Here is a 23,074-nt window from a genome sequence, read left to right as displayed (position 1 = left end):
TTGTGGGAGCTCCCAAGAGACAGCTATGCGGCTCAGCCGAACGGGAGGCAGATGGAGTGAGGAGAGGGAGCGTTCGCCAATCCTTGAGAAGGTCCGCTTGACAGAAGGGCGAGAAAAAGGGTATCCTGATAGTTAACAACAATGAAAGTGCAGCGGGGGATGACATGAACAAGCTGATCGTCGGAATTTTGGCCCATGTGGATGCGGGAAAGACCACACTGTCCGAGGCCTTGCTCTACCACAGCGGTGCGGTGCGCAGGCTGGGGCGGGTGGACCACAAGGACGCCTTTCTGGATACCGATGTCCAGGAGCGGGAGCGTGGGATCACCATCTTTTCCAAACAGGCAGAGCTTACCTGGGCAGAGCGGGCCATCACCCTTCTGGATACCCCTGGTCATGTGGATTTTGCTGCTGAGATGGAGCGCACGCTCCAGGTATTGGACTGTGCTATTTTAGTGGTCAGCGGCACAGACGGGGTGCAGGGCCATACCCGTACCATGTGGCGGCTGCTGGAAAAGCACAAGATTCCTACCTTCCTCTTTGTCAACAAGATGGATCTGGCGGGGGCGGACCGGGAAGCGGTTCTGGGGGAGCTGCGCAGCAAGCTGGATGGAAGCTGTACGGACTTTGGAGGTGGGCTCTCTCCCATCCAGGAGGACCTGGCCGCCTGTGACGAGGAGCTTATGGAGCGCTACCTCTCCGGAGGAGAGGTGACGGCAGAAGACGCCGCGGACCTTGTGGCCCGGCGGCTCATGTTTCCCTGCTATTTTGGTTCCGCTTTGAAGCTGGAGGGGGTAGAGGCGCTGCTGGGCGGTTTGGCCGCCTATGGGCCCCGGAAAGAGTACCCCAGCGAATTTGCCGCACGGGTCTTTAAAATTGCACGGGATGGCAGTGACCGGCTCACCTATCTGAAGGTGACGGGAGGCAGCTTGAAGGTGCGCACCCTTTTGGAGGGGGAGAATGGGACCTGGCAGGAGAAGGTCAACCAGATCCGCATCTATTCCGGCAGCAAGTACCAGACCCTGGAGGAGGCTCCGGCGGGAACGGTCTGTGCGGTGACTGGACTAAGTCAGACCCGTCCGGGGGATCCACTGGGGGCTGAGCCCCCTGCGGGGGAGCCGGAGCTGGAGCCGGTACTGACCTACCAGGTGATCCTGCCCCAGGGCTGCGACCGCCACACCATGCTTCGAAACCTCCGCCAACTGGAGGAGGAGGATCCCCAGCTGCGGGTTATATGGAATGAGGCACTGGAAGAGATCCACCTTCAGCTTATGGGAGAGGTGCAGGTGGAGGTCATGACCCGGCTCATTCGGGAGCGGTTCGGGGTGGAGGTGACCTTTGGCGTAGGAAATATCGTCTACCGGGAGACCATCACCAACGCTGTGGAGGGAGTGGGCCATTTTGAGCCCCTGCGGCACTATGCCGAGGTCCATCTGCTGTTGGAGCCTGGGGAGCGGGGGAGCGGCCTTCACATTGGGACAAGCTGTCCCACCGACCAGCTGGATCTTAACTGGCAGCGGCTCATTCTCACCCATCTGATGGAAAAGCGCCATCGTGGGGTGCTCACCGGTTCCCCGATTACCGATCTGAAGATCACCCTGGTAGCGGGGCGTGCCCATGTGAAGCATACGGAGGGGGGCGACTTTCGCCAGGCTACCTACCGGGCGGTGCGGCAGGGCCTTATGCAGGCCGAGAGCCTTTTGCTGGAACCCCACTATAATTTCCAGCTAGAGCTTCCGGTGGACTGTGTGGGCCGGGCCATGACGGACATCCAGGGAATGGGAGGGACGGTGGAACCCCCGGAGCAGGAGGGAGAGAACGTTCTGCTGACCGGCCATGCCCCGGTGGCGGGGCTGCGGGACTATTGGCGTGAGGTCACCGCCTACACCCGTGGGAGGGGGCGGCTGAGCTGTTCCCTGCGGGGGTACGAGCCCTGCCCAAACCAGGAAGAGGTGGTCGCCCAGGTAGGCTATGATCCGGAGCGGGATGTGGAAAACACTCCAGATTCGGTGTTCTGTGCCCACGGAGGGGGGTTCAATGTAAAGTGGGACCAGGTCCGGGACTATATGCATGTGGACAGTGGCCTGCGTTTGGGAGGGGAGAAGGAAATTCCCCAGCCCACCGCCCCCGCCGGAGGACAGCGGGAGTACCGGGGGGGCAGCCTGGAGCAGGACAAGGAGCTCCAGGCCATCTTTGAGCGCACCTACGGCAAGGTGGAAACCAAGGCCTTTCAGCCCCAGAAGAAGCCTGCCCGCACCAGCTTGGACGAGGGAAAATATACCATCCGGAACCAGAAGACCGGGCCGGAGTACCTGCTGGTGGACGGTTACAACATCATCTTTGCCTGGGAGGAGCTGAAAAAGCTGGCTGCCCAGGATGTCTCTGCCGCACGTGGGGCGTTGGAGGAGATTTTGTCCAACTACCAGGGGTTTCGCAAGTGTGTGGTCATTCTGGTCTTTGATGCCTACAAGGTGAAGGGAAATCCCGGCTCGGTGGAAAAGAAAGAAAACATCTATGTGGTCTACACCAAGGAGGCGGAGACAGCGGACGCCTACATCGAAAAGGCAACCTACGACCTGGGGAAGGAGCACCGGGTCCGGGTGGCTACCTCCGATGCCCTGGAGCAGATGATCATTCTGGGTCACGGGGCCCTGCGCCTGTCCGCCAGAGCCTTCCAGGCGGAGGTGGAGCAGGTCCAGGGAGAGATTTCCAAACTGGTGGCCCGGCACAACCAGCGAAACCGGGACCTGGGCAAAGTGAAGCACACCGCGAAAATCACGCAAAGACCGTAAAAATCCGGCTGCCCCTGAGGACAGCCGGATTTTTTATGTGGTCTCCTCCCGGATCGCCTGGGCCGCTGCGCGCACCAGGCGGCTGAGAGAGTCGGTGACCGCCAAAAGGTCCTTGCCTGGGGTATCCTTCACGGCCCGAAGGATGGCACCCAGGTTTTGAGGCTGAAAGGTCTCTTCCAGCAGGCTTGCGTCCCCGGAGGAGAGCAGGCCGTATACCGTATCCACCACCTGTTCCCGCTGACTGGGGGTAAGTTCCGTCAACCAGGTGGATACCGTCCGGTCGGTGAGACGGCTGCCGGGGGTAACTGCCTCCACCTCTACAAAGCCGCCTCCCAACACCTCCCAGGCGTAGGGGTCGTGCTGGAAAATGCCCACCCGGCTGCTGCGCACCACGGTGTAGGGTTCTTTTCGCTCCAACAGCATCCCCACCACTGAGGATTGGGGGACGAAGGTGAAGATCCGGGTGAGCAGCTCCTGATAGCCGGGCTTAGAGAGAAGGTAGGAGGTAAACCCCGGACCGTCAAAACTATATACCTCCCGGACCCGGTCCCGAAGCCGGGTGGGGAGAGAGACGGCAGCAAAGATGGACAAATTGCCTCCTTTGGAGTGTCCGCCCAGGCGCAGAGGGCCGGGGAAGGAGGAGGCAAAGCGCCGGGCATAGTCTGCCGCTGCCCGCTGGGCGGGGACGGTATCCAGAAAACTCATGTTAAAATCCTCTTTCCAGCCCACCAAGGTGGCATCGGTTCCCCGAAAGGCCAGAAAGGCGGAGCCGTCCGGCAGCGAGACGGCCAGAGCCCCAAACTGGGTCTCCTCCTCCGGGATGAACCGGTCCTCATAGTGACTGAGAGACAGAGAAGAAAAACGGGGCGCTTCCATCAGGGCTTGAAGCAGCTTCAAATCGTCCTCACACCGGCAGCGCCCGCGCTTTTCCACCGGGGCTGCCAGGTAAGTCCGGGCTGCCTGACCAATGGGGATGGAGGACCCGGCGGGAATGAGATCCCCAAAGTGGACGTAGGATAAAGCGGACAAAATAAGCGCATCCACTGGGCACAGGGGGACCTGCTCCATGGTCAGATCGCCCCGCCAGGTGAGGTAGTCAAAGAGATTGGTCAAGCTTTTTCCTCCTTATCGCTCTCCCATGGGAGTGAGGTAGTCATCCACATCAAAGGGGCAGCCCCGGCGGTAGCAGCGGCGCTCCTCCTCATCGATCTCCCGGACGACCCGGCAGGGATTCCCAACCGCCACCACATTGTCGGGCAGGTCGTGCCCGACCACACTCCCGGCGCCGATGACTACATTGTTGCCAATGGTTACCCCAGGGAGAATGACGGTGTTGCCGCCAATCCACACATTGTTTCCAATGGTGATGGGGGCGCCGTACTCATAACCGGAATTTCTGGCCTGGGGGTGGATGGGATGGCCGGCGGCGTAGATGGCTACGTTAGGGCCAATCATCGCGTATTCTCCAATGGTTACCTTGCATATGTCCAAAATGACCAGATTATAATTGGCGTAAAAGTGCTCTCCCACCTCAATGTTAAAGCCATAGTCACAGTGGAAGGGGGCCTCGATGTACACATCTTCCCCGGCCTTGCCCAAAATTCCCTTAAGGGCGGCGGCAATGGGCTCCGGGCCCTGGGGGGGCATGTGGTTAAAGGCATAGATTTTTTTCTTGTTCTCCAGGCGGGCCTCGGCCAGGCCGTCCTTCCAGGCCTGGTAGGGCAGCCCTGCCAGCATACGCTCTTTGTGGTTCATAGATCTGACCTCCCGGTTGCAGCGGTTGAGAAATTATATCATAGCGTCTGGGAAAAAAGAAGCGTACGGAAGAAAATACAGGAAAGAACACGCTGCGGATCGGCCCGGTTAAGAGAGGCAGGGGGCGAGAACCGGTTCTCACCCCCTGCCTGTTGCTGCAAAAAGCGTCTTCTCAGCCTATGCTTTTCCAGTGCTTGTCCACGTGATTGAGAATTTCACAGCCTTCCTCAGTCACCAGGACCAAATCCTCCACCCGGACGCCGAACGCTCCGGGGAGATAGACGCCCGGCTCAATGGAGAAGATCATTCCAGGCTTTGCCGTGTCCAGGGCAGACAGGCTGACATCTCCCTTTTCGTGCTCCTTCTGACCAATAAAGTGGCCCAGCCGGTGGGTAAAGTATTCCCCATAGCCCGCTGCGGCAATGTGGTCCCGAGCGGCTTTGTCCAGCTCACACAGGGGAATGCCGGGGCGGACCAGCTGCTCGGCAATTTCGTTAGCTTCCCGGACCAGATCGTGAATCGCTGCGTGCTTGGGATCAGGCTGTCCGCAGAAGAAGGTTCGGGTCATGTCGGAGCAATAGCGGTCCTTACGGCAGCCGGTATCGATCACGATGCAGTCCCCCTGCTTCAGGCAGGTCTGGTCTGGCTGGTGGTGCGGGTCGGCTCCATGGGCGCCAAAGGACACAATGGGATGAAACGCCACATCATCACAACCCTCGGCGGCATACTGGGCGACAATGTAGTCGGCAATCTCCCGCTCAGTCATCCCCTCACGAATAAACGCGGCTGTCCGCTCCATCACCATGTCGTTGATGGCAGAGGCCCGGCGCATGAGGTCCCGCTCTGTCTCATCCTTACAGGCACGGGCATTGTCCACACAGTCCGAGGCCAGAAGACACCGGCACTGGGGATGATACTCCATCAGGGGCAGCAAAAACCGGGCGGGCCAGTCCTTGTCAATGCCGATGGGGCGGGTGCCGTCCACATGCTGGGCCAAAATTTCCAGGTAGCGATCGGTATCCGAGAACCAGACCTGCTCATAGGGGCACTGGGGGACCGGGAACAGCCGGTTTAAAAACAACTTGTGATTTCCGTTTTTTTGCAGGTACAGTGCCAACAGCCGCTCATAAGGCTCTACATAGTACCCCGTCAAATACCAAATGCTGTCGGGATCGCAGACGATCATCTGCTCGAGCCCCATCTGCTCCAGGGCTTCCAGTACCCGGCGGATCCGTGCTTCATACATGGTGGGTGGACTCCTTTCCAATCATAATCTCTTCTACCAGTTCTGCTCCTACCAGAGCTTTTATGGTCTTTACGCCGATCTCCAGAGACTGGACTGGCACATATTCAAAGCGGCCGTGGGCGTTATGGCCTCCGGTGGGCAGATTGGGACACAAAAGCCCTTTGAAAGTAAGCACACTGCCGTCCGTGCCGCCCCGGATGGGAGAATGGGTGGGAGAATCGATTCCGCCGGCCCGCATGGCCGCTTCGGCCAGTGCGAGGATTTCCGGGTGGTCTTTCAGGCGCTCATACATGTTATAGTACTGATCCTCCACCTTGGCTTCCACCGTACCGGTGCCATAGCGGCGGTTCATTTCTGCCACGGCCTTTTCGAAGGCGGCTTTGCGCTGTTGAAAGCGCTCCATGCTGTGGTCCCGAATGATATAGACCATCCGGGCCTGCTCTACCTTCCCCTCCATCTCCTGGAGATGGAAGAATCCTTCATAGCCCTCCGTGTGGCCGGGTGTTTCCAGGGCGGGCAGCAGAGCGTTAAATTCCATGGCCATGAGCAGGGCGTTTTTCATCTTGTCCTTGGCGGAACCGGGGTGGATGCTGAACCCATGGACGATGACTTCTGCCATGGCGGCATTGAAGGTCTCATACTCATAGTCGGTAATTTCTCCGCCGTCTACTGTGTAGGCAAAATCGGCGCCAAAGCCGGCAACGTCAAAATTGCTGGCCCCCCGGCCAATCTCCTCGTCGGGTGTAAAGCCCAGACAGATTTTACCGTGAGGGGTCTGCTGGGCCAACAGCTCCTCCACCGCCTGGAGAATAATGGCGATACCGGCCTTGTCATCCGCCCCCAGAAGGGTGGTGCCGTCGGTGCACACCAGGTCCTGTCCCACATACTTGGCAAGCTCCGGGAACTGTTTGGCCTCCATGACGATGTTGAGCTCCCGGTTGAGCACGATGTCGCCCCCCTCATAATGGAGAATCTGGGGCTTGACATCCTTGCCGGTCATATCCGGGCTGGTATCCATGTGGGCGATGAGGCCGATAGCGGGCAGATGCTCATAGCCGGGGGTGGCAGGGAGCCAGCCATAGACATAGCACTTCTCGTCCGCAAAGGCGTTATCAATTCCCAACGCGTGAAGTTCTTCCACAACCAGATGAGCCATGTCAAATTCCCGCTGAGCGCTGGGTGTGCCGCTTTGGCCGTAGTAATCGCTCTCACTGTATACTTTGGCATACCGCACCAGGCGGTTTACAACGGTATCCATCATGTTGCCTCCCTTTCTTCGTCCATAAGATGTTCTGGATTGAGACACTGCAATTCCTGGGGCAGGAACCGGCCGTCCTTTCGGATGAGTACATCGTCAAACCAAATTTCGCCGCCGCCGTACTCCGGGGTCTGAATCTGGATGAGATCCCAGTGGACCGCGGAGTGGTTGCCGTTGGAGGTGTTGTCATAACTGTTGCCTGGGGTCAGATGGAAGCTGCCGGCAATTTTTTCGTCAAAGAGGATGTCGCCGATGGGGTGGGTGATGACGGGGTTGACTCCCAAAGCAAATTCGCCGATGTAGCGTGCCCCCTCGTCAATGTCCAGAATCTCGTTCATATATGGGGTATTGTTGCTGGTGGCGCTTACGATCTTGCCGTCTTTGAATTCCAGGTACATGTCCCGGAAGAGAAAACCGTCAAAGGGGGAGGGGCAGTTATAGGTGATGTGGCCGTTGACAGAGTCCTTCACCGGGGCAGTATAGATCTCGCCGTCGGGGATGTTGCGGTTCCCATGCATACCATAGCAGGGGATGCCTTTGATGGAAAAGGTGAGGTCAGTCCCCGGAGCCACGATGTGCACCCGGTCGGTGCGGTCCATCAGAGCTTCCAAATGCTCCATGGCCCGGCCCATTTTTTCATAGTCCACCAGACAGGCCTTGAAGTAGAAGTCTTCATATTCCTCCGTGGACATCCCTGCCAGCTGGGCCATAGCGTCGTTGGGATAGCGCAGGACAGACCACTTGGTGTGGTTGCACCGCTGGGCCAGGTGGATGGGACCCCAGTAGTACTGGCGGTAACGCCGCTGGGCTTCGTCCGAGACATTGTGCCACATGCTGATGTTGGCAGTGGCCCGGATGTCGATGTAGGCATCCATGTCCTTCATGCGCTCCAGCTCATAGGAGGCGATCTCTTCCATATGTTCGGCGTCCGCCCCCTGGACCAGCGCGCCCTCCACGGCATAATCAAAAATGTGGAGAAAAGGCTTGCCGCCAACGGCATAGGCCTCCTGCACCAGGGCCTTCATCAGCCCGGTCTCACTGCCGTGAAGCTCGATGAGGATTTTTTCTCCCGCCTTCAGCTCCACCGCTCCGCGGATAAGGAAACGGGCCAACTTTCGAATGCGTGGATCTTCCATAGTATCTTCCTTTCTCATATTAATCAAAAGCGCAGGAATAAGCAAGGGGCAGAAGAAATCTCTTCTGCCCCTTACGATGGTCATTTGTCAGAATAAAGGGCATCCAGAGACCGCCCAGGATCGCTGCTTTTGGTCAGCGCGCTTACTGCCAGAATGGCAATGACAGATGCGGGGACCGCGACGATGGCGCACTGTACGCCGCCAGGCGTGCCCATGAGCGTCCACACAATGGTTGCAAGCCCGCCTACCACAATACCAGCCAGTCCGCCCGCAGGGGTCACCCGCTGGGAGAACAAAGCGAAGAGAATGGCCGGCGTGATGGCGGCGCCGTACATGGTGTAGGCGGTCATCTGAAGGGCCAGAACGGTGGGGAAATACAGCGTCAGCAGAACGGCCAGAACACTGAAGACAAGGATCGTCAGCCGCAGCACAGCCATTTTCTGCTTGTCGGTGGCATTCCGATTGATGTACTTTCCATAAATGTCATTGGTGAGGTTGGTGGCGGAGGAAAGCAGATAGCTGTCCGCGGTCGTCACAATAAAGGCCATGCAGGCGCACATCAAAAGAGCGCCGAAGGCCAGGGGCAGATAGTCCGCCGCCACCTGGAAGATGACATTGGAGGGAGTCTCCAGAGTGGGATAGAGCTTGGCTGCCTGGGTGACCAGGGCGATGATGCTGACGATCACAAGGATCTCGCCAATGAACATGCCAATGTTGGACTTTTTCGCCTCGTCGCTGTTTTTCGCGGAGGCAAACCGCTGGAGCATGTTCTGATCCCCCAGCATGAGAGCCAGAGAGGGCAGGAAGTAGCCCAAAATCTCCACACCGGACAAGCCGCCGGTGAAGGTGGCCTTGGCCTCGGGCAGAGTCAGCCCCTGGCTGTTGGCGATCTGGACCAGGAAGGGAATGGCCAGGAAGAAGCCTCCGATCATGATCAGTGCGCTGATGGCGTCAGAATAGGCCACAGAGACCAGCCCGCCGCCCACCGTGATCACCACGATGACCGCTGTGCAGATGGTCAGGGCTACGCCCCGTGAGAGCTCGATGCCGCTGGAATTGCACAGCAGCACCAAAATGTCCGCAGCGGCCTTAAGCTGGGTGGCCAGCACGCCCACATAGGCCAGCATGACGCACAGGGCGGAAAGAATGCTGGCCGCCTTGCCATAGCGGGACTCCATGATCTCCGGCACAGTTACTTTGTTGGACTTGCGGACCTTGCCGGCGATGAAGTAGAGCAGAATAATGCCGATGGGGGGCGCGGCAAAGGTGATGGCGCCTACCCAGGGGCCGCCGGTATATACAATACCCGCGGTACCGGTGATACCGCCGCCGCCGCACCAGGTGGCCAGAAGACTGCCTACCAGGATGATAAACGGAATCCGGTGTCCGCCGGTTACCATGTCGTCTGCGGTTTTCACCTTTTTATGTGCGATGATCAGGCCGTAAACGACCAGCGCCAGCAGATAGATACTGATGGCTATAATGTATCCCATATAATCTCCTCCTCTGATTGCATAGCTAAGATTCTATCGAAATGTGGGACCTGTGTCAAGATTTTAGTTCGGTAAACCATCGGTGCGGGAGGGGAAGTTCCTTCCCCCCAGTGGCGCAAACGAAGAAACATTGGTTTGGCGGGAAGGAACTTGTAAACATTACATATCGCCGCCCCGTTCTGCATAGGATAGAGCAGTAAGAGGCGGGGAGTGTTGGGCTTGAAAGGAAACATGGAGGAACGGGCCGAGCGTCTGGCTCTTTACATACTGGAGAATCGGACCACGGTCCGGGCCGCCGCGCAGAAATTTGGAATCAGCAAGAGCACCGTACATAAGGACATTTCCGAACGTCTGCCCATGTTCAACCGGGCGCTGTCCCTCCAGGTCAAACAGGTCCTGGAGGAAAACAAGGCGGAACGGCATATCCGTGGAGGCATTGCCACCCGGAAAAAATACAAAGGAATTTAATTCGGTAAGGCAGGCGCTGTTCCTGTCTGGAAAACGAAAAGCAGACACGCAAGAAGGCGTGTCTGCTTTTTTATGGCCTGCCGTTGGAATCGGGGAGCAGTTGAGCTAGGACCGGGAGGGCCGCGGACGATGGGACCTGATCTGAAGCAGGAAGAGGGTAGTCTGAAACAGGACGATGGCTACCCAGCCCAGCCCCGTGGCCAGAGCTACCGCATCCAGTCCCATGGCATCCACCAGCAGATAGGTCCCAATGACCCGGATGGCGATCTGGAGGGTGGTGCCGAAGAAGGTGACGTTCATCCGCCCTGTCCCCCGGAACCAACCCACAAAGGAATTACCGAAGAAGGAGAGCAGATAGAACCAACTGATGAGCTGAAGATAGGAGATGCAGGGAGTCATCCCCTCTCCGCCTCCCAGGAAAAGGTGGGACAGGGGCTGGGCAAAGATCCCCATGGCGGCCGAAAAGAAAATGCCCACTCCCACGGTGACGGCACTGCCCATCAGAAAGCCCCGCAGAGCCCGCCGGTCCTCTCCGGCTCCGTGGTTTTGGGCAATGAAGATGGCCATGGCCTCACAGCCGCTGAGGCCAAAAGCCTGGGTGAAGTTCTCCACCCGTCCCGCGGCGGTAAAGGCGGAGATGGCGGCGGTACTTACTGCGCTGATGCCATTGACCGCCCCCTGAATCATCAGCTTGCCCAGGTAGAGACTGGATTGCTGGAGAGCGGCCACCGCACAATAGCTGATGGTCAAACGGATGAGGGAGGGTTCCAGCACCATATCCTCTTTGCCAAAGAGGAGGACGGCCCGTTTTTTTCGAATATAGAAGAAACACAAGGCACAGGAGAGAAGCTGTGCCGAGGCGGTGGCCAAGGCGGTGCCTACAATGCCCAGCTTCCATACCGCCACCAGCAGCCATGCGGCCCCCAGGTTATAGCCCAGGGAAAGGAAGAGAAAATAGAGCGCGGCACGGGTATCGCCGATGGAACGCAGGGAGGCGGCCAGGTAGTTATAGGCAAAGGTGAAGATCATGCCCACCAGGATGATGCGCAAATAGGCGGATACATCGCTCCATACCTCTGGAGGGGTTTGGATCAGCGTCAGAATTTGGGGAAGAAACAGCTGGCCCAGTGCGATGGCCGTCAGTACGCTGCCCCCCACCAGGACGGCGGAGACATACAGCTGCCGGCGCAGCCGGGAAAAATTCTGCTCCCCATAAAATTGGGCCACCAGCACTCCGGCTCCCATACAGGCACCGGTGATGACATAGATATAAAGATTCATGACGCTTTCGGCAATACCCAGGGCAGCCAGTGCCTGCTCCCCCAGATACCAGGTGACCACCAGGGAATTTGCGATGTTGTAAAGCTGCTGGAGCACATTGGCCAGCAGCAGAGGCAGGGCCAGGCCCATAAGCTGAGACATGATGGGGCCGGTGGTGAGATGAAGTGGTCGGGACACGGAAAAGCCTCCTGTCACAGTGGCAGTATGTTCTTGCCTATACCTATAAGTATAAGGGAAATGGAGCGGTTTGTAAAACCTTTTCCCAGAATCAAAAAACTGGGGAAAGCATACTATGGAGCCGGGAAGTGACCGGATTTGACAGGGGGGCTGTCCTATAATGGGGAGGAAAAGCGAACACGGAGCGGGGCTCCGACAAGGAGGAGATCATATGCCTGTGAAATGCAGGGAGGAACAGCGCCGGCTGACTGCCTGGGTGGAGGGGGAGCTGGACCATCACCGGGCACGGGAGGTCATGGAGGAGCTGGACCGGAGAATCGATGTGGCCCAGCCCCGAGAACTGACGGTGGACTTGAGCGGGCTCACCTTTACCGACAGCTCGGGGATCGCAGTGCTCATCCGGGCCCACCGGAGAATGGGGCAGGTCCGGGGGGCGATGCGGGTGGTCAATGCCCCATCTCAGGCAAAAAAGGTATTTCAAGCGGCGGGATTGGAGCGGCTGATCCGGTTTGAATGAAACTGGGACAGGAATTCTGAGTCCATGCCGCCATACTGCGGGAAAGGAACCGATACATATGAAAGTAGAAAACCAAGTGATCCTGGAATTTCCCAGCCGGTCGGCCAATGAGGGGTTTGCCCGTGCCGCTGCGGCTTGCTTTGCCGCCCAGCTGGATCCCACCCTGGAGGAGGTCAACGACGTAAAAACCGCCGTCAGTGAGGCGGTGACCAACGCCATTGTCCACGCCTATCCGGACAAGCTGGGGAAGGTAGTGCTCAAGCTGCGCATCAAGGAGGACCACGCCCTGGAGATCGTAGTCAAGGACTGGGGAGTGGGCATTGAGGATGTGGACCAGGCCAGAACCCCCCTCTTCACCACCGGCAGTGAGGAGCGCTCCGGCATGGGCTTTACCATTATGGAGAGTTTTATGGATACTCTGAAGGTTCGCTCCACTCCCGGCAAGGGCACCACCGTCACCATGTCGCGGAAAATTGCCCGCCGGGCGGGCCGGTGAGCGGTACCTTGTCCGGCTCCGCTCTGCTCCAAGCGGCCCGGGAGGGGGACGAGCAGGCCTGTGAACAGGTGTTGCTGGAGAATAACGGCCTGATTTGGAGCGTGGTGCGCCGGTACTATGGCCGGGGAGTGGAGCCGGATGACCTCTACCAACTGGGGTGTCTGGGCTTTCTGAAGGCGGTGCGGGGCTTCGACCCGGAGTACGGGACCCAGTTTTCCACCTACGCAGTGCCGAAAATCGCCGGGGAGATCCGAAGATTCCTCCGGGATGATGGCCCGGTGAAGGTGAGCCGGGGCGTAAAGGAGCGGGGTGCCAGCATCCGGGGGGCGCGGGGCCGCCTTGCTGCCCAGCTGGGCCGGGAGCCTACCTTGTCTGAACTGGCCGACGACACCGGACTGACTGTTGAGGAAATTGCCGCTGCCGAGACGGCTACCGAGCCGGTCATCTCCCTTCAAACAGAGACGGGTGATGGCGGACTTACTCTGGAAGGAATGCTTTCCGTGGGCCAGGAAGAGGAGGGATTGGTAGAGCGCCTGACTCTGCGCGCGGCCATATCCCGCCTTCCTGAGCGGGAGCAGCAGGTGCTGCTGCTGCGCTATTACCGGGGGATGACCCAGATGAATGCCGCACGAGTGCTGGGCGTCTCCCAAGTTCAGGTATCTCGGCTGGAGCGCCGGGCTCTGGAACGGCTGCGCAGGGAGTTGGCCTAAAGTATAAATGTGCATGAAAAAGCCCCCCTTTGGCGGAAGGGGGGCTTTGATGATACGGCAGAGGGGAGAGAAGGAGAGCCCAGGAGAGAGAAAGAGCTGACCAACCAATGCCGCACACTTTGCTTCGGAGGAAGTGAGAGAGACTGCCGAAGCAATAAAATTGGAAAGGGTTCGTGGAGAGAGGATCCCTTTTCATCCCTCATTATACTGTTCGGCAGATAAAATAGGTATAAATGAAGAGGGAACCCCTATAAAGAAGCTGTTAAAACCGCTTCCGGAAAGGTCCGGAAGCGGTTTTGTCAATCGTCCAGCATGCGGTAGCCAATGCCCAGTTCGGTATGGATATACTTGGGGTCCGAGGGATTTTCCTTCAGCTTGCGGCGAATGTTGGCCATGTTCACACGAAGAATCTGGTTACTGCCGCTGCCGCTGTAGGGGCCCCACACATGCTCCAAAATGAAATCATAGGTGAGCACCTTGCCCGCATGGATGGCCAAGAGCTCAATGATTTTAAACTCATTCTGGGTAAAGTGGATCTCTTCCTCCCCCAGCAAGACCTGATGCCGGGCCAGATCCACGGTCAGGTCCTTGATCTGATAGACGTCCCGCTGGATGCCCTGGCTGAGCTTCAAGCGGTCGGAGCGGCGCAGGGCGGAACGAATCCGGGCCAGCAGTTCGGACACGCCAAAGGGCTTGACCACATAGTCGTCTGCCCCCATGTCCAGGGCCTTGACTTTTTCCGACTCCCGGTCCCGTGCGGAGATGATAATGATGGGCACCTCCCGAGGCAGTCCCCGGAGCTGGGCCAGAATGTCCAGCCCATCGGTGTCCGGCAGTCCCAGATCCAGCAGCACCAGGTCGGGACTGTGGGAAAAGAAAAGGGACATGCCCTCCTTGCCGCGGTAGGCGGGAATAGCTTTATAGTCGTTGGCGGCGAGAGCCCGGCAGATGAAGTTGCTGATGGACCGTTCGTCCTCGATGACCAGAATGGTCTGTTTTTCACTCATTGTTTTGTCCCTCCATGGGAAGGCCGAAGCGGAAAACCGCGCCGCCCTCAGGATCGTTGCCCGCGGCGAAGAAACCTCCGTGGGCCTTGATAATGCGCTGACAGACGGACAAGCCTATGCCCATCCCGCGGGTCGTATCCCCGGACAGAGACTGGGGCAGCGGTTTGCCCGCTTGAATCGCCTGACAAACTTCCGGCAGCAGCCCCCGGCCTTTGTCCCGTACTTCCACCACGGCATAGTCCTCCTGGCGGAACAAGCTCAGGCGGATGTGTTCCAAATCACCGGAGTGGCGAATGGCGTTTTCCAGTAGGTTCACAATAACTTGTTTGATGAGCAGAGGGTCCATGGGCAGATACAGAATGTCCTCGGACAGGTCCATGGCGATGTGGCAGTCAGGAAAATGCCGCCGGGTGGCCAGAAGCGCATCTCCGGCCACCTCCTCCAGCATTTCCTCTTGTTTTTTCAGAGGAAAAGTCCCATCCTGAAGGCGGGTGACGGAGAGAAGGTTTTCCACCATGACGATGAGGGAGTCTGCGTCCCGTTTGATGTCGGTGAGCATACTCAGGTTTTTGGGGGAAACCTCCGGGCTGCTGAGCAGGACGGACACCGCCCCGGAGATGGCGGTGAGGGGGGTGCGCAGGTCGTGGGAGACAGCTCTCAAAATGTTGCCTCGGATGGCCTCGCGCTCCGACTGGAGCTGGATGGCGGCTTTTTCTGCGTTGAGCTTTTCGTTCATCTCATACAGGGCTTTGGTGTTCTTTTCCCGCCGGGCGGCCTCGATAGCCTGTTTTTTTACCCGTGCGGTCAGGGCGCACACCACACAGGAGATGGCTACCATGGACAGCATGGCCACGGGATAACCGGCCCGTGTCAGGGAAAACTGAGCGTAGGGGGCCATAAAATAGATGTTAATGCAAAGCGCACCGATAATAGAGGCGGCAATGCCGTAAAAATATCCGCTGGTGAGCAGGGAGATAAGCACCACCGCCAGTACAAAAACCAGAGCCGAATTGTTTTCTCCTCCGGTGTGGCCGATGAGGATACTGCTGGCCCAGTAAGCTGCGCACAAAAACAGGGCGGTTACCATCAGATTTCGCGGGATGGGCGGAATCCGGCGGAACTGGGTCTCCAAATCGTGATAAATGGGGGAAAATCGAGCCTTGATTTTCCGAAAGAATGCCATGGTCCGCGCCTCCTTTCCCGCAATTATATCAAAAAAGCGGTTGTACGTAAAGGGAGGGACAAATTTTTACAGTTTTCTTACCAGACCTCATACTTGTATCCCATGGGGAATAGTGGTATAATAGAACGATTTCCGGCCTGAGCCGAAAAAAGAGGAAAGAGGCTGAACAATATGACATATAAAGAAGAATTTATCACCTTTATGGTACGTTCCGGCGTGCTGACCTTTGGGGACTTTACTACGAAGTCCGGGCGGAAGACCCCCTACTTTGTGAACACCGGAAACTACAAGACCGGCGCCCAGGCCGCCAAGCTGGGGGACTACTACGCCGCTTGCATCCAGGAACATATGCCCGAGGGCATCACCTGCCTGTTTGGCCCGGCTTATAAGGGAATTCCCCTGGCGGTGTCCGCTGCGGCCTCCCTGTACCGCAATTACGACCGGGACCTGCCCTATTGTTTTAACCGCAAGGAGGCCAAGGACCACGGTGAGGGTGGTTCCATGGTGGGCTATAAGCCTCAGGATGGGGACAATGTGGCCATCATTGAGGACGTGGTCACCGCCGGTACCGCCGTGCGGGAATCCATTGAGCTCTTTAAACACGTGGCCGCTGTAAACATGAAGGCCCTGTTTGTCTCTGTGGACCGGATGGAGCGGGGGACACGGGAGTGCTCCACCCTGGATGAGCTGCGCCAGGACTACGGCATCCAGGTGTTCCCCATTGTCACTGTGCGGGAGGTCATCTCCTTCCTTCACAACAACCCCGTGGACGGCAAGGTCTATATTGACGACGAGATGAAGGCCAAGATGGAGGCCTATCTGGAGCAGTACGGCGCCAAACAGTAAGGATTTTCAGAGAGAGAAAGGGGCGGTCCCCATGGCCAGCCACATCGGCCACCGCGGGAGGGTGAAAACAGAATTTTTGACCCGAGGGTTGGAGGGCTGGCCCGACCACCGGGTGCTGGAGCTTTTGTTGTTCTATGCCATTCCACAGGGAGATGTGAACCCACTGGCCCACGAACTCATTGATCGGTTTGGGTCCTTAGCTAAGGTGCTGGATGCCTCCCCGGACGAGCTGAGCAAAGTGACCGGATTGGGAGAGCACTCAGTGGCCCTCATCAAGATGATTCCAGCGGTGAGCGGGCGGTATGTGGCCCAGCGCAGCGGACCGGGGGAGCTGGTCCACACGGCCAATGATGCCGCAAAGCTCCTGAGCCCATATTTCTATGGAGCGGCCAATGAAATGGTCTATGTCCTGTGTTTGGACGCGAAAGGAAAGCTGCTGGGCATCCGTAAAGTATCGGAGGGAAACATTCTGAACTCCGATGTCAATATCCGCCGGGTAGCGGAGATCTGCATGGCGCTGGGTGCCGTCTACTTCTACTTGGCGCACAACCATACCAGTCAGCTGGCCTTTCCTTCCGCGGAGGACTGGCAGTGTACCGATGTCATAAAGTGTGCCCTGGCACCTCTGGGAGTGTCCCTGGTGGACCACCTGATTTTTGTAGAAGGAGATGTGGTGTCCCTGCGGGAGTCAGAGCGCAGCGGAGGGCGAAAGCTGCTCCAGCTGGTGGGGCCAGAGCCCTGGTAGAGAAAATAGCCCTTGCTATGGAACATTAGTTCTGATATAATGAGGAGCACCAAAGGGAGGAGGCGGCACTGTGCCAAAATTTGAAGTTGTATCGGAATATACCCCGTCCGGCGATCAGCCAGAGGCCATTGCCGCCTTGTCCCAGGGGATTGAGATGGGTCTTGACGAGCAGACCCTGCTGGGTGTCACCGGCTCGGGCAAGACCTTTACCATGGCTAAAATCATTGAGAAGGTCCAGCGGCCCACTTTGGTGCTGGCCCACAACAAGACCCTGGCTGCGCAGCTGTGTGCGGAGTTCAAGGAGTTTTTCCCCAACAACGCGGTGGAATATTTTGTGTCTTACTATGACTACTACCAGCCGGAGGCCTATATTCCCCACACGGATACGTTTATCGAAAAGGACTCCTCCATCAACGAGGAGATCGACCGTCTGCGCCTTGCCGCGACCGCATCTCTGCTGGAGCGGCGGGACGTGATCGTGGTCTCTTCCGTATCCTGCATCTACGGCCTGGGTGAGCCGGAGGATTTTGAGAAAATGATGGTCTCCCTCCGGGTGGGAGCCCAGCTGGAGCGGGATGAGCTTTTGAAGCGGCTGGTGGCCATCCGCTATGAACGAAACGACATCGCCTTTGAGCGCAACATGTTCCGGGTGCGGGGGGACACGGTGGAGATCTGGCCTGCCTACTGGAAGGATACCGCCATCCGGGTGGAGTTCTTTGGGGACGAGATTGACCGCATCTCGGAGATCAATGTGGTCACCGGTTCGCCCATCCGCCGGCTGAACAACATCCCCATCTGGCCTGCTACCCACTATGTGACGCCCAAGGAAAAGATGGATGCCGCCATCCAGGAGATTTATAAGGAGCTGGAGGAGCGGGTAGCCTTCTTTGAACAAGAAAATAAGCTTATCGAGGCCCAACGCATCAAGCAGCGTACCATGTACGATGTGGAGATGATGCAGGAGCTGGGTTACTGTTCGGGCATTGAGAACTATTCCAGGGTCATCGAGGGACGGCCGGTGGGTTCCCCGCCCCATACTCTGCTGGACTATTTCCCAAAAGATTTTGTCCTCTTTATTGATGAGAGCCATGTGACCCTGCCCCAGGTGCGGGCCATGTACAACGGAGACCGGGCCCGAAAGACCACCCTGGTGGACTATGGTTTCCGCCTGCCCTGCGCCTATGATAACCGGCCGCTGAAATTTGAAGAGTTTGAAAAGCGGCTCAACCAGGTGGTCTATGTTTCGGCCACACCGGGAGAGTATGAGCGCAGCCGCTCGGGGCAGATCGTAGAGCAGGTCATCCGGCCCACGGGTCTGCTGGACCCCAAAATCGAGGTGCGGCCGGTGGAGGGCCAGATCGACGACCTCATCGGCGAAATCAACGCCCGCACCGCCCGAAACGAGCGGGTGCTGGTCACCACCCTCACCAAGCGCATGGCGGAGGATCTTACCACCTACCTCCAGGGGGCGGGAATCAAAGTGCGGTATATGCACCACGATGTGGACACCATGGAGCGTATGGAGATCATCCGGGACCTACGCCTGGGGACCTTCCATGTGCTGGTGGGTATTAACCTTCTCCGGGAGGGCCTGGACCTGCCGGAGGTATCCCTGGTGGCCATTCTGGACGCAGATAAGGAGGGCTTCCTGCGCAGCGAGACCTCCCTCATCCAGACCATCGGCCGGGCGGCCCGAAACGCTGAGGGTATGGTTATCATGTATGCCGATACCATTACTCCCTCCATGCGCCGGGCCATGGATGAGACCGAGCGCCGCCGGGAAAAGCAGGACGCCTTCAACAAGGCCCACGGTATCGTGCCGAAAACGGTTATCAAGTCGGTGCGGGATCTGCTGGAGATCGGCGTGTCCGAGAGCAGTGAGACCGAACGCAAGGGAGAGGTGAAGAGCCTCACCAAGCAGCAGAAGGCCGAGCGTATCGCAAAGCTGGAGAAAGAAATGAAAGAGGCTGCCAAAATGTTGGAATTCGAGCTGGCAGCTGCGCTAAGAGATCAGATCATCGAGCTGAGAGGCAAGTAATCATGGCCAAGCAAAAAGAAGAAAAAACCAACGTTATGCGCGTTCTGGAGCAGAAGGGAATCCCCTACACCCCCCATACCTATCCCCATGAGGAGGGTGTGGCAGTAGACGGAGTGACCGTAGCCCGGTCCCTGGGCCAGGACCCGGAGTGTGTGTTCAAAACTCTGGTGGCCCGTGGGGCGTCGGGCGCCCTCTATGTCTTTGATATCCCTGTGGGGGAGAGTCTGGACCTGAAGAAGGCGGCAAAGGCGGTGGGGGAAAAGTCCATCGCTATGCTCCACCAGAAGGAGCTGCTTCCCCTTACTGGCTATGTCCACGGGGGCTGTTCTCCGGTAGGCATGAAAAAACAATATCCCACCGTCTTCCATGAGACGGCGGAGATCATCGACACTATCACCGTTTCCGCGGGAAAAATCGGCTACCAGGTGGAGCTGGCCCCCGCGGACCTCATCGCCCTGGTGGGAGCGTCCACCGCGGATTTGACCGTCTGAGAAGGAGAAACCCAATGCACAGTCACATTTATGTAAAAGGCGCCCGGGTGAACAACCTGAAAAACATCGACGTGGCCATCCCACGGGATAAGCTGGTGGTGCTGACCGGCTTGTCGGGCAGCGGAAAATCTTCCCTGGCTTTTGACACCATCTACGCCGAGGGTCAGCGCCGTTATGTGGAGTCCCTCAGCTCCTATGCCCGGATGTTTTTGGGCCAGATGGAGAAGCCTGATGTGGACTATATTGACGGTCTCAGCCCCGCCATCTCCATCGACCAGAAGACCACCAGCAAAAACCCACGCTCCACCGTGGGCACGGTGACGGAGATCTACGACTACCTGCGTCTGTTATGGGCCAGAGTTGGTACCCCTCACTGTCCTATCTGCGGCAAGGAGATCAAGCAGCAGACCATCGACCAGATCATCGACCAGGTTCTGGCCCTGCCGGAGGCTACCCGTATCCAGGTGATGGCCCCGGTGATCCGGGGGAAGAAGGGCGAGCACGCCAAGATTTTTGAGGACGCCCGGAAGTCGGGCTATGTCCGCTGCCGGGTGGACGGCATCGCCTATGATCTCAGTGAGGAGATCAAGCTGGAAAAGAACAAAAAGCACGACATCGAGATCGTGGTGGACCGTCTGGTCATCCGGGAGGACATCAACCGCCGCCTCACCGACAGCGTGGAGGTGGCCTCCAACCTGGCCGGGGGCCTGGTGGTCATCAATATCGTGGGGGAGGACCGGGATATCCTCTTCTCCCAGAATTATGCCTGTGAGGACTGTGGGGTGTCCATCGAGGAGCTGTCTCCCCGGATGTTCTCCTTCAACAACCCCTTCGGGGCCTGCCCCACCTGTATGGGCCTGGGTTCCCAGATGAAAATTGACCCGGATATGATCATCCCCAACAAGGATCTTTCCATTGTAGAGGGTGCCATCACCGCCTCGGGCTGGAACAACATCAAGTCTGACGGGATCTCCCGGATGTACTTTGATGCCCTGGCCAAGAAGTATAAATTCAAGCTGAATACCCCCATTAAGGACCTGCCCAAAGAAGTGCTGGATATCATTTTGTACGGCACCAATGGGGAGAAGCTCACCCTTCACTATGATCAGCCTCGGGGCCAGGGCACCCTGTACCAGCCCTTTGAGGGCATTGTCAACAACCTGGAGCGGCGCTACCGGGAGACCCAGTCCGACGCCATGAAGCGGGAGCTGGAGGAGTGCATGTCCCAGTGTCCTTGCCCTACCTGCCAGGGCAAGCGGCTGAAGAAGGAGTCTTTGGCCGTCACGGTGGGCGGACTGGACATTGACACGTACTGCCGGAAGAGCGTGGACGAGGCACTGGAGTTTGTAGACCACCTGGAGCTCAACCCCACGCAGACCATGATTGCCCAGCGGATTTTGAAGGAGATCAAAAACCGCCTGGGTTTCCTGCGCTCGGTGGGCCTTCAGTACCTGACCCTCAGCCGGGAGGCGGGGTCTCTGTCCGGCGGAGAGAGCCAGCGTATCCGACTGGCGACCCAAATCGGTTCCTCCCTGATGGGAGTGCTCTATATTCTGGACGAGCCCTCCATCGGCCTTCACCAGCGGGACAACGATATGCTCCTGAAGACCATGAAGGACCTGCGGGATCTGGGCAATACTCTGCTGGTGGTGGAGCATGATGAGGACACCATGCGCGCGGCGGACTATATCGTGGATATCGGCCCTGGAGCCGGGGTCCACGGAGGCGAGGTGGTGGCCTGCGGCACTCCGGAGGAGGTCATGGCCTGTGAACACTCCCTCACCGCCGACTATCTCACCGGACGAAAGAAAATCCCCGTTCCCAAAGAGCGGCGAACGGGCAATGGGAAGTATTTAAAGGTAGTAGGGGCCGCGGAGCACAACCTGCGCCACATTGACGTGACCTTCCCTTTGGGTACCTTTACCTGTGTCACCGGTGTGTCCGGGAGCGGCAAGTCCTCCCTGGTCAATGAGATCCTCTTTAAAAAGCTGGGGGCTGACTTGAACCGGACCAAAACACGGGCGGGCAAGCACGACCGCATTGAGGGCGAGGAATATTTGGACAAGGTCATCAACATCGACCAGAGCCCCATTGGCCGCACCCCCAGATCGAACCCCGCCACCTACACCGGACTGTTTAACGACATCCGGGAGCTGTTTGCATCCACCCCTGACGCCAAGAGCCGGGGCTATGGACCGGGCCGCTTCTCTTTTAACACCAGAGGCGGCCGCTGTGAGGCCTGTACCGGCGACGGCCTTTTGAAAATCGAAATGCACTTCCTGCCGGATATCTACGTCCCCTGTGAGGTGTGTAAGGGCAAGCGCTACAACCGGGAGACCCTGGAGGTGCGCTACAAGGGAAAGAATATCTACGAAGTCCTGGAAATGACCGTGGACGAGGCCATGCCCTTCTTTGAAAACCTGCCCCGCATCTACAACCGGCTGAAAACCCTGGAAGAGGTGGGCCTGGGCTATGTGAAACTGGGGCAGCCCTCCACCGAGCTGTCTGGAGGCGAGGCCCAGCGGGTGAAGCTGGCCACGGAGCTTAGCAAGCGCTCCACGGGCAAGACCATCTATATTCTGGACGAACCCACCACCGGCCTTCACAGCTACGATGTGCACCGGCTCATTGAAGTGCTCCAGAAGCTGGTGGATGCGGGCAACACCGTGGTGGTCATCGAGCACAACCTGGATGTGATCAAAACCGCCGACCATGTGATCGACCTGGGGCCCGAGGGCGGCGATGGCGGCGGTACCATCGTCTGTGCGGGTACCCCGGAAGAGGTGGCCGCCTGTCCCCAGAGCTACACGGGGCAGTATCTAAAGAAGCTGCTGGAGCAGTAAATACCGCCGATGCAAGCCGTTAAGTTAGGGAGAGTTTATGGAAATATTTGACTTTTTGACCGACACTGTACCTGGTAAAATGCTGTTTACCATGCTGGTGTCCATGATTCCCATCATCGAGCTGCGGGGAGGGCTGCCCTTCGGGGTGGCCCTGGGCCTGCCCTACTACCTGGCCTTCCCTGCGGCGGTGGTGGGCAACCTGATCCCTGCCCCGTTCATCATCGTCTATATCCGCCGGATTTTTGAGCTTATGCGCAAGTATATGCCCCGGCTCAATGGCCTGGTGGACAAGATGGAGCAGAAGGCCCATTTAAAGGGGCAGAAGGTGCAGAAGTATCAGTATCTGGGCCTGTGGATTTTTGTGGCCATTCCTCTGCCCGGTACCGGGGCCTGGACGGGTTCCCTGGCGGCGGCCTTTTTGGGTATGCGGTTAAAAAAGGCCTTCCCGGCGGTCCTTATGGGCGTGCTGACAGCAGGGTGCATTATGTTAACCTTGACCCATGTGGGCATTAACCTGTTTTCCGGAGCGGTCTGATAAGAACTATCAAGCTGCCCAGCCATGACTGTGAGGGGCGCGAAGGCGAGCGGAGCA

Annotated in this window: 20 protein-coding genes; 11 read left to right on the top strand and 9 right to left on the bottom strand. The window is 58.1% G+C overall.

Features of this window, described 5'->3' with window-relative positions; translation table 11 throughout:
* Positions 1 to 164 precede the first annotated feature (164 nt).
* Complete coding sequence (locus ACTQ3R_RS12035) at positions 165 to 2,792, top strand: NYN domain-containing protein (protein ID WP_441779814.1); 2,628 nt, start codon at positions 165 to 167, stop codon at positions 2,790 to 2,792.
* Positions 2,793 to 2,825: 33 nt separating this feature from the next.
* On the opposite strand, the gene ACTQ3R_RS12030 is transcribed toward ACTQ3R_RS12035, so the two are convergent.
* From ACTQ3R_RS12030 to ACTQ3R_RS12005, 6 genes are all read right to left on the bottom strand, one after another.
* A complete protein-coding gene (locus tag ACTQ3R_RS12030) occupies positions 2,826 to 3,905 on the bottom strand; it encodes a DUF2974 domain-containing protein (RefSeq protein ID WP_441779813.1) in 1,080 nt (359 codons plus the stop codon).
* 12 nt (positions 3,906 to 3,917) lie between these two features.
* Positions 3,918 to 4,547, bottom strand: coding sequence for a sugar O-acetyltransferase (locus ACTQ3R_RS12025; RefSeq protein WP_441779812.1), 630 nt, complete (start codon positions 4,545 to 4,547; stop codon positions 3,918 to 3,920).
* A 172-nt stretch (positions 4,548 to 4,719) separates the two neighbouring features.
* Positions 4,720 to 5,793 (bottom strand): M24 family metallopeptidase, encoded by a 1,074-nt coding sequence (locus ACTQ3R_RS12020; RefSeq protein WP_441779811.1) that lies wholly within the window; start codon positions 5,791 to 5,793, stop codon positions 4,720 to 4,722.
* Entirely contained in the window at positions 5,786 to 7,054 is a 1,269-nt protein-coding gene (pepT, locus tag ACTQ3R_RS12015) for a peptidase T (RefSeq protein WP_441779810.1), read from the bottom strand. The genes ACTQ3R_RS12020 and pepT overlap by 8 nt, the downstream gene beginning before the upstream one ends.
* A complete protein-coding gene (locus ACTQ3R_RS12010; RefSeq protein ID WP_441779809.1) occupies positions 7,051 to 8,187 on the bottom strand; it encodes an aminopeptidase in 1,137 nt (378 codons plus the stop codon). Before ACTQ3R_RS12010 ends, pepT begins: the two co-directional genes overlap by 4 nt.
* An 80-nt stretch (positions 8,188 to 8,267) precedes the next feature.
* On the bottom strand, positions 8,268 to 9,680 hold the full coding sequence (locus tag ACTQ3R_RS12005) for a sodium:solute symporter family protein (RefSeq protein ID WP_441779808.1): 1,413 nt from the start codon (positions 9,678 to 9,680) through the stop codon (positions 8,268 to 8,270).
* Between the two features lie 219 nt (positions 9,681 to 9,899).
* Here ACTQ3R_RS12005 and ACTQ3R_RS12000 point away from each other — a divergent pair, with 219 nt between their 5' ends.
* The gene (locus ACTQ3R_RS12000) at positions 9,900 to 10,148 is read left to right on the top strand and encodes a sporulation transcriptional regulator SpoIIID (protein WP_441779807.1); all 249 of its coding nucleotides are present in this window, start codon (positions 9,900 to 9,902) and stop codon (positions 10,146 to 10,148) included.
* Between the two features lie 105 nt (positions 10,149 to 10,253).
* Here ACTQ3R_RS12000 and ACTQ3R_RS11995 read toward each other — a convergent pair whose 3' ends face one another.
* Positions 10,254 to 11,606 (bottom strand): MATE family efflux transporter, encoded by a 1,353-nt coding sequence (locus tag ACTQ3R_RS11995; RefSeq protein ID WP_441779806.1) that lies wholly within the window; start codon positions 11,604 to 11,606, stop codon positions 10,254 to 10,256.
* Positions 11,607 to 11,817: 211 nt separating this feature from the next.
* On the opposite strand from ACTQ3R_RS11995, the gene ACTQ3R_RS11990 reads away from it, so the two are divergent.
* Genes ACTQ3R_RS11990 through ACTQ3R_RS11980 form a run of 3 tightly spaced genes read left to right on the top strand, consistent with a single transcriptional unit; the run spans position 11,818 to position 13,329 of the window.
* Entirely contained in the window at positions 11,818 to 12,123 is a 306-nt protein-coding gene (locus ACTQ3R_RS11990) for an anti-sigma factor antagonist (RefSeq protein WP_441779805.1), read from the top strand.
* Between the two features lie 58 nt (positions 12,124 to 12,181).
* Positions 12,182 to 12,619, top strand: a complete 438-nt coding sequence (gene spoIIAB / locus ACTQ3R_RS11985) for an anti-sigma F factor (RefSeq protein WP_441779804.1) — start codon at positions 12,182 to 12,184, stop codon at positions 12,617 to 12,619.
* Entirely contained in the window at positions 12,616 to 13,329 is a 714-nt protein-coding gene (locus tag ACTQ3R_RS11980; protein WP_441779803.1) for a sigma-70 family RNA polymerase sigma factor, read from the top strand. Before spoIIAB ends, ACTQ3R_RS11980 begins: the two co-directional genes overlap by 4 nt.
* A gap of 299 nt (positions 13,330 to 13,628) precedes the next feature.
* Here the strand turns inward: ACTQ3R_RS11980 and ACTQ3R_RS11975 are convergent, their stop codons facing one another.
* Both ACTQ3R_RS11975 and ACTQ3R_RS11970 read right to left on the bottom strand, forming a co-directional pair.
* Complete coding sequence (locus ACTQ3R_RS11975; RefSeq protein WP_441779802.1) at positions 13,629 to 14,336, bottom strand: response regulator transcription factor; 708 nt, start codon at positions 14,334 to 14,336, stop codon at positions 13,629 to 13,631.
* Positions 14,329 to 15,519: a sensor histidine kinase gene (locus tag ACTQ3R_RS11970; RefSeq protein WP_441779801.1), complete on the bottom strand. Its 1,191-nt coding sequence runs from the start codon at positions 15,517 to 15,519 to the stop codon at positions 14,329 to 14,331. The genes ACTQ3R_RS11975 and ACTQ3R_RS11970 overlap by 8 nt, the downstream gene beginning before the upstream one ends.
* Before the next feature lie 171 nt (positions 15,520 to 15,690).
* Between ACTQ3R_RS11970 and pyrE the strand changes: the two genes are divergently transcribed.
* The 6 genes from pyrE to ACTQ3R_RS11940 all read left to right on the top strand — a co-directional run bounded on the left by pyrE (position 15,691) and on the right by ACTQ3R_RS11940 (position 23,017).
* Entirely contained in the window at positions 15,691 to 16,365 is a 675-nt protein-coding gene (gene pyrE / locus ACTQ3R_RS11965; RefSeq protein ID WP_441779800.1) for an orotate phosphoribosyltransferase, read from the top strand.
* A 31-nt stretch (positions 16,366 to 16,396) separates the two neighbouring features.
* The gene (locus tag ACTQ3R_RS11960) at positions 16,397 to 17,110 is read left to right on the top strand and encodes a JAB domain-containing protein (protein WP_441779799.1); all 714 of its coding nucleotides are present in this window, start codon (positions 16,397 to 16,399) and stop codon (positions 17,108 to 17,110) included.
* Positions 17,111 to 17,180: 70 nt separating this feature from the next.
* Positions 17,181 to 19,148, top strand: a complete 1,968-nt coding sequence (gene uvrB, locus ACTQ3R_RS11955) for an excinuclease ABC subunit UvrB (protein ID WP_441779798.1) — start codon at positions 17,181 to 17,183, stop codon at positions 19,146 to 19,148.
* Positions 19,149 to 19,150: 2 nt separating this feature from the next.
* Positions 19,151 to 19,639, top strand: a complete 489-nt coding sequence (gene ybaK / locus ACTQ3R_RS11950; protein WP_441779797.1) for a Cys-tRNA(Pro) deacylase — start codon at positions 19,151 to 19,153, stop codon at positions 19,637 to 19,639.
* A 14-nt stretch (positions 19,640 to 19,653) separates the two neighbouring features.
* Complete coding sequence (gene uvrA, locus ACTQ3R_RS11945) at positions 19,654 to 22,482, top strand: excinuclease ABC subunit UvrA (RefSeq protein ID WP_441779796.1); 2,829 nt, start codon at positions 19,654 to 19,656, stop codon at positions 22,480 to 22,482.
* 37 nt (positions 22,483 to 22,519) lie between these two features.
* Positions 22,520 to 23,017: a COG2426 family protein gene (locus tag ACTQ3R_RS11940; RefSeq protein ID WP_441779795.1), complete on the top strand. Its 498-nt coding sequence runs from the start codon at positions 22,520 to 22,522 to the stop codon at positions 23,015 to 23,017.
* Positions 23,018 to 23,074: the final 57 nt, after the last annotated feature.

Source organism: Lawsonibacter sp. LCP25S3_E2 (genome assembly GCF_052117285.1).
GTDB lineage: Bacteria > Bacillota > Clostridia > Oscillospirales > Oscillospiraceae > Lawsonibacter.
This window is presented reverse-complemented; position numbering and strand designations above follow the sequence as displayed.